Consider the following 13,016-nt stretch of genomic DNA (forward strand, 5'->3'; position numbering starts at 1 on the left):
TGCCTCTTCCTTAATGGGATTGGGAATTGAGTCCAAACAGGCGCTCCAGCCCGTACACCTTTTCCAGCAGGACGATAAACACCAGGCTGAGTAGGATGACGACCGCGGAGATGGAGGCCACCAGCGGGTCCAGCGTCTCCTGCATGTAGGTGAAAATAGCCAGCGGCAGCGTTGTCGTGTCGGGCGCCACCAAGAAGAGCGACACCGTCACGTTGTCAAACGAGGTCAGAAACGAAAAGATCATACCCGACACGATGGCCGGCCGCAAAAGCGGCAGTGTGACGTCCCAAAACACCCGCAGCGGCCGGGCTCCCAGCATGTAGCCCGCCTTTTCCAGGGTGTAGTCGAACGTGCTGAGGCCGGTCAGCACCAGCCGCACCACGTACGGAATGGAGATCAGCGTGTGGGCCAGGAGCAGGCCGGTAAACGTGCCTGCAATGCCGATCCGCGTAAAGAACAGCAGCGCGGCGATCCCGATGATCAGCGACGGCACGGTCAGCGGCGACAGCAGCAGGCCGTTGATGACCCCGCTGCCGCGGAATTTGTACTTGCTCAAGGCAAAGGCCGCCAACGTGCCGATCAGCGTCGCCAGCACGGCCGTAATCGCGGCAAGCTGCAGGCTGAACCAGAACGACTCGATAAACTCCGGCCGATCCAGAATCTTGTCGTACCACTGCCAGGAAAAGCCATCCGGCGGAAACGACAGGTATCCGGCCGCGGTAAACGAGCTGGGGATGATAACCAGAAACGGTAGGTTGACCAGAAGCAGCACAAAGAAGGTGATCAGTCCGAACCCGTTCAGCTTTTTCATGACGCAAACACCTCTTTGTATCGCTTGGTTTCAATCAACCGCGTGTACAGAGTGACCAGCAGGATCGTGCTGCCCAGCAGCAGGAAGGACAGTGCCGCTCCCAGCGGCCAGTTGAGCGTCGACATAATCTGTTCGTAGGCGATGACCGGCATTACTTTCACAGAGGTGCCCCCCATCAGCGCCGGCGTCACAAACGCGCTCATCGACAAGCTGAACACCAGTGTCGTACCGGCGATAATACCCGGCAGGGTGAGCGGCAGCGTCACGGTGAAAAACGTCCGCAAGCGAGACGCTCCCAAAATGGACGCCACCTTGGACAGCGACGGATCAATCGCATACAGGCTGGTGGCGATCGCCAGCACCATGTAGGCGATAAATGAATCGGTCAGGCCAATGACCACGCCCAGCTCGTTGTACATCAGGCGCAGCGGTTGGTCGATCACGCCCAGCCTCAGCAGCGTTTCGTTGATCCAGCCCTTTTCACCGAGTACAACCACCCAGCCGAAGTTGCGGATCACCACGCTGATCAGATGCGGCGCCAGAATCAGTATGGTGACGACGCCCCGCATCCGGCCTGAAGCCTGCGCCATGAACATGGCCACGGGAAAGCCGAGCAGGAGCGTGCACAGCACCGTCCAGAGGCTGATGCGGATGGTCCGCCATAGAATCTCCAGGTAAAACGGGTCCTGGATGAACAACAGGTAGTTTTGCAAGCTGAACGCCTGCGTGTCGTCCTGAAAACTCAACAGGAGCATCAGCAGCATCGGAATCAGAAACACGCCCAGGAGCACGATCATGCTCGGCGCCGTCAGCAGCAGAATGGAGATACGCTTGCTCATCGGCTATCCCCTCTCCGCCGGCATGACCAGCACGTCTTCGCTCTCCCAGCGGCAGTTGACCGCCCTGCCGGGGGTAAGCGGCATCCCCTGCCCGTCCATCTGCACCTTAACGGACAGGGTATGACCTCCCACCTTCACCTCGCACTCGGTAAAGGCGCCCAAAAATGAGGCAATCATCAACTGGCCGCTGACGTGATTGACCTCACTCGCTGCCGCTCCGTCCGCCATTCGGATTTTTTCCGGCCGCACAAACATCGCCACTCTTTCGCCAGGAACAAACACCCGCTGCTGCCGGGCCGCCCTGACGATGAGGCCGCCCATCGTTTTCACGGTGAGACTCTCTCCGTCCTGAGCGAGTACGACTCCTTCCAGGCGATTGGTCTTGCCGATGAAGGTGTGGACGAACTCGGAGGCGGGACGGTTGTAGATCTCCTCAGGCGTGCCGATCTGCTCGACGCGGCCGTGGTTCAGCACGACGATTCGATCCGACAAAGAGAGCGCTTCTTCCTGGTCATGGGTAACGAAAATGGTGGTCACGCCGATCTCCTGGTGCAGCCGCTTCAGTTCGTCGCGCAGTTCTTCGCGCAGCTTGGCGTCCAGGTTGCTGAGCGGCTCGTCCAAAAGAAGCAGCGACGGCTCGATCACCAGTGCGCGGGCGATCGCAATCCGCTGCCGCTGACCGCCGGACAACTGCTTGGGATAGCGTTCGGCCACATGCGGCAGCTTGACCAATTCCAGCACCCGCTTCACCCGCTCCTGCATCTCGGCTTTGCCCACCTTGCGCAGCTTCAGCCCGTAGGCGACGTTTTCCGCCACCGTCATGTGCGGAAACAGCGAATAGGTTTGAAACACCATGCCCAGTTCGCGCTTGTAAGGGGGGACGCCGTTCATGCGCCGCCCTTTGATCAAGAGCTCCCCTTCGTCCGGGTCCAGAAATCCGGCGATCATGTTCAGCGTGGTCGTCTTGCCGCAGCCGGACGGCCCGAGAAACGAGACAAACTCTCCCTGCTCCACTTGCAGGTTGAAATCCCGAACCACGACGTTATTCTGGAACTTCTTCATGATGTTGCGCAGTTCGACGTCAATTACCTTGCTCAAAGGGACACCTACTTTCCTGTCAGCGGCGCGATCTCTTTGTTGAAGCGATCGAGCCACGCGGACATTTCCTTGCTGATCGTGTCGTAGTCGAAGTTCACCACTTTACTGCGGTCAAACTCCAACTGCTTGGCCACGTCTTCCGGCAGCTTCACGGCCGTGGCCGGGTTGTAGTAGAGCTTGGTCGCGTACATGATCTGCACCTCGTCGCTCAGCAGGAAGTCGATAAACGCTTTGGCGGCGTTGGGGTGCTTGGCCCCTTTGACCAGCGTGGCGACGTTCGGCACGATGTTTCCGCCCTCTTCCGGGAAGACGAATTCCAACGGCAGGCCCGTCTCTTTTTGCGTCAGGCTGCGGGCCATCGTCCAGGTGGTGTAGGCTGCACTTTTGTTTTGCAGGTTTTGTTGGAGTTGGGCCGCGCTCTTGGCAAACGTCGGCATGTAGCTCGCAATCGTTTTCATTTTTTCAAAGCCGGGCTCGATGTTTTTCTCCGAACCGCCGTTGGCGTAGGCCAGCATGATCATCGTGGAGCGGCCGAAGTTGCTGGCCACGTCGGTCATTGTTATATAGCCCTTCACTTCCGGTCTGGTCAAGTCGTTCCATGACTTGGGCACCGGCAGGCCTTTTTCCTTGACGAGCTCCGCGTTGTACGAGATGCCCATCGGCGTAAAGTTGACGGTTACTCCGCTGTTTTCCGCGACGCGCAGGTCCTGCGGAACGTTTTTCATGTTGGGAATGTCCGTCTCGGAAAGCGCCTCCCACAGCCCTTCCTGGCGCCCTTTTTCCTGTTCGCCTCCCTCGACGATGGTGACGTCGATCTGCGGCGCGTTTTTCTGCGCTTTTACCTTGGCCACGATATCGGTCGAGACGCCGGAGACGTAGGTCAGCTTCACGTTCGGGTACTTCTCGTTGAACTTCTTGAAAATCTCGTCTTTCATTAGCTGTTCGACGGTGGCGCCGTTGCCCGCCACGACCAACGTGTCCTCCAACTGCGCCTGTGCCTGGCTGCCGCCCTGCCCCACAGGCTGGCCGGACGCGGTTGACTGCCCGGCGGAAGACCCACAGCCGGCGATCAATGAACCGGTTAAAGCAAGAATGGACAGTACCGATAATGCCTGTTTCTTCACGTGTTCATCCCCCGCTATGTGTATGTTTATTGGCAAATCGTTCACGAATAGAAAACACAGTTTCCTATTCGAGAACTATAGTGATATACTATCATAAAGGAGACTGACAATTCAAGGTAGTCTGAGTAAAGGGATGATTATCTCTTTTCGAACCGTAAAGTCTTCCCGGTTATGGTAGACTAATTCTAAATGTGAGCTTTGGAGGAGTCGTATCCATGGATCATTTTCTGTCTTCCGTACGCAACAGCTGCCGGCTCTTGAAAATCTTCCTCGACGCGCCCAAGGAGCTCGGCGTGACGGAATTGAGCAAGCGGCTGCAGCTCTCCAAGGGAGCGGTGCACAAGCTGCTGGCGACGCTGGAGGCGGAAGGATTTATCCGCCAAAACGAAAAAACCAGGCAGTACACACTCGGCTACACGCTGCTGGAGCTGGGCAACAAGGTGCTGAAAAACCACGACATCGTCGACTTTGCCGCTCCCTATATCAACCGCCTGGTATCTCGCACGCAGGAGCTGGTCGTGCTGTGCCTGCAGGACGTCACCGACGCCATCTACGTCACCAAGGTGGATTCGCCTCACCCGATCCGCTTTACGGTCGAGACGCACCGCCGCTTCCCCCTTTATTCCACCTCCGCGTCCCGCGTGCTGTTGGCCTACAAACCGGAATCGTTTCAGGACGAGGTGCTGGCGGAGGGAATCCGGACATACACGCCCTACTCGTACACGTCAGCCGACGAGATCAAGCGGGCGCTGCAGGAGATCAGGGAACGGGGCTACGAATTCAGCTCCGACCGGCGCAACGTGGGCGTTACCGGGATGGCGGCGCCGCTGTTTGATTCCACCGGTGAAGTAGCCGCATCGGTCAGCGTGATCGGCCCGTCCGACCGCGTTCTTCCCCAGAAGGATGCGATCCTCAGGGAACTGCTGGAGACCGTGCGAGAGATGTCTGCAGAATTGGGGTACCGTCCGTGAGCACTGCCGATGCTGTGCCCGGATCAGCCATTTGGTCTGGTCCGGGCTTTTTTGTGCACGCGGCTGGCCCATATAAGCGGAAAACAATAACGTTTACGTTAACGTTACCGTTTTGTATCATAAACCTTGTCTGTTTGTCGTCGTGCCATTACACACGCGTATGGGAGGGAGCCCGTTGTACCGCATTGAGGAGGCAGCCGAAAAAACCGGCCTTACGAAAAGAGCGCTTCGCTATTACGAGGAATTAGGGCTGGTCAATCCGTCCGGGCGAACGGAGAGCGGATACCGCATGTACACGGACGAGGACATCGCCCACATCCTGCACGTCAAAAACACCCGCGACCTGTTGGGAGCGTCGCTGCAGGAAATCAAGGACATGATGGACCTGTCCCACAAATACGAGCTGTTGAAGCAGGGCTATTACCAGGAAGTGTCCACCGAAGATAAGCTGAACCTGCTGACCGAACTGGAACGGACGCTCCTGGCCAAGCGCGGCTTCCTGCAGGACAAACTGAACAAACTCTCGGAGCTGCTGGCCGACTACGATGAGAAGCTGACCCGCATTGCCAGAAAAAAACAGGAACTGCAGACAGAAATCGAAATCAAAAAGGAGGATTCCTAATGGAAAGTCACGCGCATGCCTGGCGCATCATCATGCAGCAGCCAAAATCAGCCTGGGCTGTCGCGTTTGCCTGTGTGGTCGCTTTCATGGGGATCGGATTGGTCGACCCGATCCTGCCCGCGATTGCGAGCCAACTGAATGCCACGCCCAGTGAAGTATCCCTGTTGTTCACCAGCTACATGCTGATGACCGGCTTGACAATGCTGGTCACAGGATGGGTCTCCAGCCGGATCGGACCCAAGGCGACGCTCCTGGTCGGCCTGGCCGGCATCATCCTGTTTTCCTTTCTCGGCGGCATGTCCGACTCGGTGATGCAAATCGTCTGGTTCCGCGCCGGCTGGGGAATGGGCAACGCCTTTTTCATCTCCACCGCCCTGGCGGTGATTGTCAGCGTGGCCAGCGGCGGCACGGCGGGAGCGATCGTCCTGTACGAAGCGGCCATCGGTCTGGGGATGTCCGTGGGGCCGCTGCTTGGCGGGCTGCTCGGGGGCATCAGTTGGCGCGGGCCGTTTTTCGGCGTCGCCGTGCTGATGGCGATCGCGCTGCTTGCTGTCTTCGTACCGCTCAGCGACGTGCCCAAGCCGAAGCGGCGCAGCTCGCTCCTTGATCCGTTCCGCGCGTTGCGGCACCGCGGCCTGTTTACCATGGCGCTGACGGCGCTTCTGTACAACTTCGGGTTTTTTACGCTGCTGGCGTTTTCTCCGTTTGTGCTGCACATGGACGAACACAGCCTGGGATACGTGTTTTTCTTCTGGGGCGTGATGCTCGCCATCACCTCGGTGATCGTGGCGCCGAAACTGCAGGAGCGCTGCGGGTCCGTCCCCACGCTGTTCGCCATGCTGCTGCTGTTGTCCGCAGACCTGACGGCCATGGGATTGGGCGTATCGTCGCAAGTGACGCTGGTGCTGGCTATCGTCCTGGCCGGCGCGATTTTGGGCATTATCAACACCGTCCTGACCGCATCGGTGATGGACGTCGCGCCGGTGGAGCGTGCCGTCGCGTCTTCCGCCTACAGCTTCGTCCGTTTTGTCGGCGGCGCGATCGCGCCCTGGCTGGCGGGCAAGCTGGCCGAGTGGTACTCGCCGCACGTCCCGTTTTACGCGGGCGCGCTGGCCGTTCTGTTCAGCATGATGGCGCTGTACGCCGGCAAAAAACAACTGGCGAGCCTGCATTGATGCGCAAGCTCGCCTTTTTTTACACGCTCTTCCCGATCTTCAGAAAAGGGCCCGCCACAGCACAATCGCCCCCACCCCGGCCAACAGCGCCCAGACGACCTGCTTTCTCCACAGGCCGACGGCGAGTGAAACCACCCCCGCCGCGAGGTACTCCGGACTCCACTGCCCGTCTTTCCCATAAAAGAGAATGGGCGGCACGGTCAGCGAACTGAACACCCCCACCGGGACCATGGCCAGTCCGCGCCGGAGCCAGTCGGGGATCTCCCAGCGCGAGCTGATCAGCAGCATGGGAAACCGCGTCAGATAGGTAATCACGGCCATCAGGACAATGATCAGCAGCACCTTATCGTTCACGGCTCACCGCTCCCATCACCACTGCCGTCAGCGTTCCGGCAATCACCGCCGCCGTCCCGCCGCCTCCCCAGTACGCGAGGCAGGCGACAGCCGCAGCGCCGGCCGCCACCTTCACATGAAACGGGGAGAGCAGATTAATTGCGAGAAAGCCGAGGAACGTGGCCACAAACGCAAAGTCCAGGCCGTACGCCTCCGTTTCCGTAAACACCGCGCCAAACCAGGCGCCGGCCAGCGTGCTGGCGTTCCAGATCAGATAGTCGACCGCGCTCGCACCGGCAAAAAAGGAGAGGCTGGGCTATTGGCCGGACGCCAGATAGGTGGATGTCAGGGCGTACGTCTCGTCGTTCAGGCCAGCCGCCATCAACGACAGCTTCCACGGTGGCGTCCCGCGAAAGTGGGGCCCGAGCGACAGGCCGTACAGCAGGTGACGGGCGTTCAGCAAAGCCGCGGAGACCAGAATGGGCCAGCCCACAATCCCCTGCGAGATCAGGCCGACGGCGGCAAACTGCGACGACCCTGCGTTGACGAGGAGTGAAAACAGCAAGGCTTCCGCGATGCCGAGACCTGCCTGCCGGGCGAGGATGCCAAACACAAGCCCGTCCACGATCCCTGCGGCGGCGACCGGGATAATTTGAATCATGCCTGTGACAAACAACGTGCGCGCAGAGTTCACTCGCTTCCCCCTCCATACACTGCTATACTCTACGCTTGTCAGTAAGTTCTGTCAAATGCAGGAGTGCATGTACGGCTTTTACACTCCGTATAGCAGCCGCAGCCCCGCATCCATCTCCTCCACCGACAAGGCCAACCAGTATTCACCTGGCTGGCCGTCTGATACCATGCTATTCCAAGTCCAACTCTTCCATGGTTTTTACCTGCAGCCCCTTTTCTACGCCATTGGGCGGTTGTACTGTCTGACCGTCTGTTACAAATTTCCCTTGATACACTCCCGCTATTACATAAGCGTCATCAGCAATCGGCCCTTCGTACTTTTCCAAAAAGACAATCGCCGTCTCCTTTTCCGTAAATGCCTTGTTGCCTTCAAACGTGTATTCCGTTCCATCCTTATATCCGCCGGTTTCGAAAATCTTGATGGTTTCTCCGTTTTGGACCTCACCTTTATAGACATGCAGCAGTTTCGCTTCACTCAACGTAAACACAACGTGTTTGTATTGGAAGCTGTCCGCCTTTTCAATTTCAACCTCTGCAATCAATTCAGAGTTGTCCTTCAACTGTTCGATACTGGAAAAACTCTCATTAACATCTCCTCTTACATCTACCGCAGTTCCCGCCTTCTCCTTTTGTTCAGCCCCGTGAACGTTTTCTTGCCATTGAGTTGCCTGGTCGGATGCAGGTTGATTGGCATTTACGAAAAGGTATCCGCCGGCAGCGACACTGGCAGCGGCTATCACAGACAACATGATGGATTTTTTGTTCATCATCGACATGCACCCTTTCACGTGGACCGTTTTTGGAACAGCCATATTCCTCACGACTCACATCGTTTGCAGAGAGGTACGTTCCAACTCTGATGTCGAATCGTCCTGCAAACCTGTGCATCCATAAGAGGAGACGAAGAAATTTCCATTTCGTTACAAAAAACACCGATGGAGTCATTAGACTCCATCGGTGCTTCACTTCTATGCAAGGTACGCTTCCCGCACCTGCGGGTTTGCCAGCAGGGTGGCCGCCTCATCCTGCAGGATGATCTCTCCCGTCTGGATGACGTAGCCGCGATGGGCCACGGAGAGCGCCTGGTTGGCGTTTTGCTCCACGAGCAGGATCGTCATGCCCTCCTTATTCAGCTCCGTGATGATGTCAAAAATCTGTTCGACCAGAATCGGCGCCAGCCCCATGGACGGCTCGTCCAGCATCAAAATCTTCGGCTTCATCATCAGGCCGCGTGCGATGGCCAGCATCTGCTGCTCCCCGCCGGACATCGTGCCGCCCTTTTGGTTGATCCGCTCTTTCAGCCGGGGAAAGTAGCGAAATGCCCGCTCAATTCCTTCCTCGATCAGATTCTTGTCCGTTACGGAGAAGGCGCCCATCTCCAGGTTCTCCCGCACGGTCAGCTTGGGGAAAATGCGCCGCCCCTCCGGCACGTGGGCGATACCCAGCAGGGCGATTTCATGCGTGCGCATTTGGGTGATGTCCTTGCCGTCAAAGAGGATTTTGCCTTCCCGTGCGCGCGTCTGGCCGCAGATCGTCTTCAGCGTGGTCGACTTGCCTGCCCCGTTGGAGCCGATCAGCGTCACCACTTCCCCTTGGTTGACCTGGATGCTCAGCCCCTTTAACGCGTGGATGCCGCCGTAATAGGTGTGTACGTTATGCAGTTCCAACAATGCCATCTGTGATTCCTCCCCCGCTTACGACACTTCCGACGCGCTTTTGCCCAGGTACGCCTCGATGACTCTGGGATTGTTGCGGATTTGCTCCGGCGTTCCCTCGGCGATTTTGCGTCCGTAATCCAACACGTGGATGTATTCGCTCAGGCCCATGACCAGCTTCATGTCGTGTTCAATCAGGATGATGGTCAGTTCCAGTTCGTTTTTCAGCCGGCGGATAAACTCCGTCATCTCCGCTGTTTCGCGCGGATTCATCCCCGCCGCCGGCTCGTCCAGCAGAATGATTTGCGGATTGGTCGCCAGCGCGCGGGCGATCTCCAGGCGGCGCTGCAAGCCGTACGGCAGACTGCCGGCCTCTTCGTTGGCGACGTGGGCGATCCCGACGTATTCCAGGAGTTGATAGGCCTCGACGCGGGCCCGCTCTTCCTCTTCGCGCACCCGCTTAACGTTGAACAGGATGCCCAAGAGTCCTGCCGTCAGCCGGCTGTGCGTACCCACCATCACGTTTTCCAAGGCGGTCATCTGCTTGAACAAGCGGATGTTTTGGAACGTGCGGGTGATGCCCCGCTCGGCAATCTGGTCCGGCCGCAGTCCCTTGATGCTTTTCCCGTCCAGCAGGACATCGCCCTCATCCGGCTCGTAAAAGCCGGTGATCATGTTGAAAAACGTGGTTTTCCCGGCCCCGTTCGGTCCAATGACCGCCGTAATCGTCCCCTTCTCAATCTTGACGGTGACGTCCTGATTGGCGACCAGACCGCCGAAGCGCTTTGTCAAGCCGATTGCTTCCAACAGTGCCATAATGATGCTCCCTCCTTGTACGCTACGACTGGTTGCCCTGCGACAGCTTGCCTTTCGCCAGCCTGCTCAGGATCCCCAGACGGTTTTCGCCCAATTTGCTTGTCCGGATGGCGTCGAGATCGGTCTTCTTGCGCTTCGCCGGAATCAAACCGTTGGGACGGTAGAGCGCCACGAGGATCAACATGATGCCAAAGATCAACCGCTGGAACTTGGACGGGTCCAACTGGTTCGGCAGATTGATGACGCCCGCCTGTTGCAGCGAGTGGAGGAAATTGGAGAGCTCTTTCAGCAGCTGCACCTGCAGCACCGTGACGAATGCCGCCCCCAATACCACGCCAGGGATGCTTCCGCTGCCGCCGAGGATGACCATGACGAGAATCCCGATCGACTCCATCAGCGTAAACGAGGTCGGATCGATAAACGTCTGCTTGGCGGCAAAGATGACGCCGACCACACCGGCGAAGGAAGCGCCCGTGGCAAACGCGGCCAGCTTGGTGTTCAGCAGGGAGATGCCCATGGACTGGGCCGCCAGTTCGTCTTCCCGCACCGCGATCCAGGCGCGGCCGATGCGCGAGTTTTCAAAGCGGAAGTTGGCCAGGACGATAAAGGCGATGACGACTAACACGATAAAATAGAAGTGGAACGGCGTGCCCATCTTCATTCCCAACAATTCCGGCTGCGGGATCGGAGTGATCCCCTGCGGGCCGTTGGTGATGTTGATGGGTTTGTCCAGGTTATTGAAAATAATCCGAATAATTTCACCAAACCCCAGCGTGACAATGGCCAGGTAGTCCCCTTTCACCCGCAAGACCGGCAGACCGAGCAATATCCCGAAGATTGCCGCCACGATCAAGCCGACGATGAGGAACGGCCAGAACCACTCGCCCGACAGCGGAAACAGGTCGCCGGGGATGAACTGGTTGGCCTGGGACGTGGAAAAAATCGCGTACGCGTACGCACCGGCGGCGAAAAAGGCGACGTAGCCGAGGTCAAGCAGTCCGGCAAATCCGACCACGATGTTCAGGCCGAGCGCCATGGCCACGTAGATGCCCACCTGCGAAGCCACTTCCATGTAGTAGCGGTTGTCCCCCGCCACCAGCGGAATGATGATTAACAGCACCAGTGCTCCGATGAGCATGCGGACCTTGCTGGAGGCGTTGGTGTAGTAGATCAAAACAATGGAGGACAAGATTCCCAGAAACGCGATGACCGATTTGTCCAAGAAGTGCAGTGCGGCCGAAAAGCCAGCGATCCAAATCAGCGTAACCGGAAGCGGAATCCCTTTGAACGACTTCCATACCATGTTTGCCATGCGTTTCACCTACACTTTCTCTTTTACGGCTTCGCCAAACAGGCCTTCCGGTTTGAACAGAAGCACGAGAATCAAAATGCTGAACGCAAACACGTCTTTGTACTCGGCGCCAAACGCTCCGCCGGTCAGCGGACCCATGTACGCGCCGGACAGGGACTCCAGCAAGCCAAGCAGAACACCGCCCACCATCGCGCCGCGGATGTTGCCGATACCGCCGAGAACGGCTGCGGTAAACGCCTTGAGACCGAGAATAAAGCCGATGTAGGGGTCAATCGTGCCGTAGTTCTGCGCGAACAGTACCCCGGTTGCGCCGCCCAGGCTGGAACCGATCAAAAAGGTAAGCATAATGACTTTGTCCACGTTAATGGTCATCAGCGACGCTGTTGACTGGTCCTGCGCAACAGCCCGCATGGCGATACCCCACTTGGTCTTGTTGATGAACAAGGTCAGCGATATCATCATCACAATGGCGAGCACGATGACGATCAACGCCTTCGTCGGAATCGCGGCGATGCTGCCCAACGGGATGGAACCTGAAAAAAGAATGGGACTGTTCAGATAAAATTCGTTGCGGGCAATCGCTTCCGTAAACCGGACGAGATCCTGCAGCAGGAACGACACGCCGATCGCGGAAATCAGCGGAACGAGCCGCGGCGCACCGCGCAACGGACGGTAGGCTACCCGCTCAATCCCGACGCCGAGGGCTCCGGTAATGGCCATCGCGATCAGCAGGGTTATAAACAGTGCGACAAACGGATTCATCCCCTCCAGCGCCCCCAGGGCGTCCGTAATCAGCAGGACCTCCGTCCCCACAAAGGCGCCCACCATGAAAATCTCACCGTGCGCGAAGTTGATGAACTCCAAAATCCCGTACACCATGGTGTAGCCGAGCGCAACGACGGCGTACATGAAGCCCAGCGTCAAGCCGTCAACCAACACCTGAGGCAAAATGTCGAGCAGCATACTTTCCCATCCCTCATTCCTTTGTAAACTTGCGGTAATTGTAAATTTTCTGTATTCGGCGATCAAAAAAACAACTTGCCGCCCGGCGGCTGTCGGGACAACCGCTGCTTTTTTGCCTGACGCGCTGTCTTTGTGTGAGCGGTCGTACCGTCAGCGAAAGGCTTGTCCGCGCACTGGACAACTCCTCAAACAGAAAGGGCGCACACCTGAGTGTCGCCCCGGGTTGAAAGAGGCTTGTTCGGTAGTCTGCGATGTCTGGCCCTATTTAAGCAACGTATCCTGCGATACCGGAGCCGGCTGCTCATTTTGGATCGACGAATACAACGATGAAACCGTCCCCTTTTCCGTCACAGGTATTCTTTTCTCGAGCAAAGCACCCCTTCCACGGCGGGACAGGTTAACATAATCATATCAGAACCACCCGTCCACCGCCACCCATGAAATCACTTGGCGGCCCGTAAAACGTCCACCCAGGGAGGATACCCGACATGGGCCAAACGTCTCACAGGACCGTTCCTGTCTGGCCTTTCTTAATTGTAAAATATATCAGGAATTTTACAAGAGATGAATAATGGTATTTTCAATAAACATATTTTTTATACAT

The 13,016-nt window shown here is 57.6% G+C and carries 15 protein-coding genes; 3 read left to right on the forward strand and 12 right to left on the reverse strand.

Features of this window, described 5'->3' with window-relative positions:
• Window positions 1–10: 10 nt before the first annotated feature.
• The 4 genes from ETC00_RS06940 to ETC00_RS06955 are packed head-to-tail and all read right to left on the reverse strand — an operon-like array spanning window position 11 to window position 3,872.
• The gene (locus tag ETC00_RS06940) at window positions 11–811 is read right to left on the reverse strand and encodes an ABC transporter permease (protein ID WP_171565256.1); all 801 of its coding nucleotides are present in this window, start codon (window positions 809–811) and stop codon (window positions 11–13) included.
• A complete protein-coding gene (locus ETC00_RS06945; protein ID WP_171565257.1) occupies window positions 808–1,650 on the reverse strand; it encodes an ABC transporter permease in 843 nt (280 codons plus the stop codon). Before ETC00_RS06945 ends, ETC00_RS06940 begins: the two co-directional genes overlap by 4 nt.
• A 3-nt stretch (window positions 1,651–1,653) precedes the next feature.
• On the reverse strand, window positions 1,654–2,748 hold the full coding sequence (locus ETC00_RS06950) for an ABC transporter ATP-binding protein (protein ID WP_171565258.1): 1,095 nt from the start codon (window positions 2,746–2,748) through the stop codon (window positions 1,654–1,656).
• Window positions 2,749–2,756: 8 nt separating this feature from the next.
• Window positions 2,757–3,872: an ABC transporter substrate-binding protein gene (locus ETC00_RS06955; protein WP_171565259.1), complete on the reverse strand. Its 1,116-nt coding sequence runs from the start codon at window positions 3,870–3,872 to the stop codon at window positions 2,757–2,759.
• Window positions 3,873–4,087: 215 nt separating this feature from the next.
• Here ETC00_RS06955 and ETC00_RS06960 point away from each other — a divergent pair, with 215 nt between their 5' ends.
• From ETC00_RS06960 to ETC00_RS06970, 3 genes are all read left to right on the forward strand, one after another.
• Entirely contained in the window at window positions 4,088–4,843 is a 756-nt protein-coding gene (locus ETC00_RS06960) for an IclR family transcriptional regulator (RefSeq protein WP_171565260.1), read from the forward strand.
• Window positions 4,844–5,018: 175 nt separating this feature from the next.
• Entirely contained in the window at window positions 5,019–5,465 is a 447-nt protein-coding gene (locus ETC00_RS06965; protein WP_171565261.1) for a MerR family transcriptional regulator, read from the forward strand.
• On the forward strand, window positions 5,465–6,640 hold the full coding sequence (locus tag ETC00_RS06970) for an MFS transporter (protein WP_171565262.1): 1,176 nt from the start codon (window positions 5,465–5,467) through the stop codon (window positions 6,638–6,640). The genes ETC00_RS06965 and ETC00_RS06970 overlap by 1 nt, the downstream gene beginning before the upstream one ends.
• Window positions 6,641–6,679: 39 nt before the next feature.
• On the opposite strand, the gene ETC00_RS06975 is transcribed toward ETC00_RS06970, so the two are convergent.
• The 8 genes from ETC00_RS06975 to ETC00_RS07010 all read right to left on the reverse strand — a co-directional run bounded on the left by ETC00_RS06975 (window position 6,680) and on the right by ETC00_RS07010 (window position 12,412).
• Entirely contained in the window at window positions 6,680–6,994 is a 315-nt protein-coding gene (locus ETC00_RS06975) for an AzlD domain-containing protein (protein WP_230077717.1), read from the reverse strand.
• Window positions 6,984–7,202, reverse strand: a complete 219-nt coding sequence (locus ETC00_RS06980; RefSeq protein ID WP_171565263.1) for a hypothetical protein — start codon at window positions 7,200–7,202, stop codon at window positions 6,984–6,986. The genes ETC00_RS06975 and ETC00_RS06980 overlap by 11 nt, the downstream gene beginning before the upstream one ends.
• Window positions 7,203–7,289: 87 nt before the next feature.
• On the reverse strand, window positions 7,290–7,667 hold the full coding sequence (locus tag ETC00_RS06985) for an AzlC family ABC transporter permease (RefSeq protein WP_371808875.1): 378 nt from the start codon (window positions 7,665–7,667) through the stop codon (window positions 7,290–7,292).
• 169 nt (window positions 7,668–7,836) lie between these two features.
• Complete coding sequence (locus tag ETC00_RS06990; RefSeq protein WP_171565264.1) at window positions 7,837–8,436, reverse strand: hypothetical protein; 600 nt, start codon at window positions 8,434–8,436, stop codon at window positions 7,837–7,839.
• Window positions 8,437–8,634: 198 nt separating this feature from the next.
• Window positions 8,635–9,342: an ABC transporter ATP-binding protein gene (locus ETC00_RS06995; RefSeq protein ID WP_171565265.1), complete on the reverse strand. Its 708-nt coding sequence runs from the start codon at window positions 9,340–9,342 to the stop codon at window positions 8,635–8,637.
• A gap of 18 nt (window positions 9,343–9,360) precedes the next feature.
• On the reverse strand, window positions 9,361–10,137 hold the full coding sequence (locus tag ETC00_RS07000) for an ABC transporter ATP-binding protein (protein WP_171565266.1): 777 nt from the start codon (window positions 10,135–10,137) through the stop codon (window positions 9,361–9,363).
• 22 nt (window positions 10,138–10,159) lie between these two features.
• Entirely contained in the window at window positions 10,160–11,449 is a 1,290-nt protein-coding gene (locus ETC00_RS07005) for a branched-chain amino acid ABC transporter permease (protein ID WP_171565267.1), read from the reverse strand.
• A 9-nt stretch (window positions 11,450–11,458) separates the two neighbouring features.
• Window positions 11,459–12,412, reverse strand: a complete 954-nt coding sequence (locus ETC00_RS07010; protein ID WP_171565268.1) for a branched-chain amino acid ABC transporter permease — start codon at window positions 12,410–12,412, stop codon at window positions 11,459–11,461.
• Between the last annotated feature and the right edge of the window lie 604 nt (window positions 12,413–13,016).

This window comes from Brevibacillus sp. MCWH, from assembly GCF_013096935.1.
GTDB lineage: Bacteria > Bacillota > Bacilli > Brevibacillales > Brevibacillaceae > Brevibacillus > Brevibacillus aydinogluensis.

Coding starts and splice junctions, on each gene's coding strand:
- ETC00_RS07010 (WP_171565268.1), bottom strand. CDS start 12,412: ATGCTGCTCGACATTTTGCCTCAGGTGTTGGTTGACGGCTTGACGCTG.
- ETC00_RS07005 (WP_171565267.1), bottom strand. CDS start 11,449: ATGGCAAACATGGTATGGAAGTCGTTCAAAGGGATTCCGCTTCCGGTT.
- ETC00_RS06960 (WP_171565260.1), top strand. CDS start 4,088: ATGGATCATTTTCTGTCTTCCGTACGCAACAGCTGCCGGCTCTTGAAA.
- ETC00_RS07000 (WP_171565266.1), bottom strand. CDS start 10,137: ATGGCACTGTTGGAAGCAATCGGCTTGACAAAGCGCTTCGGCGGTCTG.
- ETC00_RS06945 (WP_171565257.1), bottom strand. CDS start 1,650: ATGAGCAAGCGTATCTCCATTCTGCTGCTGACGGCGCCGAGCATGATC.
- ETC00_RS06970 (WP_171565262.1), top strand. CDS start 5,465: ATGGAAAGTCACGCGCATGCCTGGCGCATCATCATGCAGCAGCCAAAA.
- ETC00_RS06990 (WP_171565264.1), bottom strand. CDS start 8,436: ATGATGAACAAAAAATCCATCATGTTGTCTGTGATAGCCGCTGCCAGT.
- ETC00_RS06995 (WP_171565265.1), bottom strand. CDS start 9,342: ATGGCATTGTTGGAACTGCATAACGTACACACCTATTACGGCGGCATC.
- ETC00_RS06940 (WP_171565256.1), bottom strand. CDS start 811: ATGAAAAAGCTGAACGGGTTCGGACTGATCACCTTCTTTGTGCTGCTT.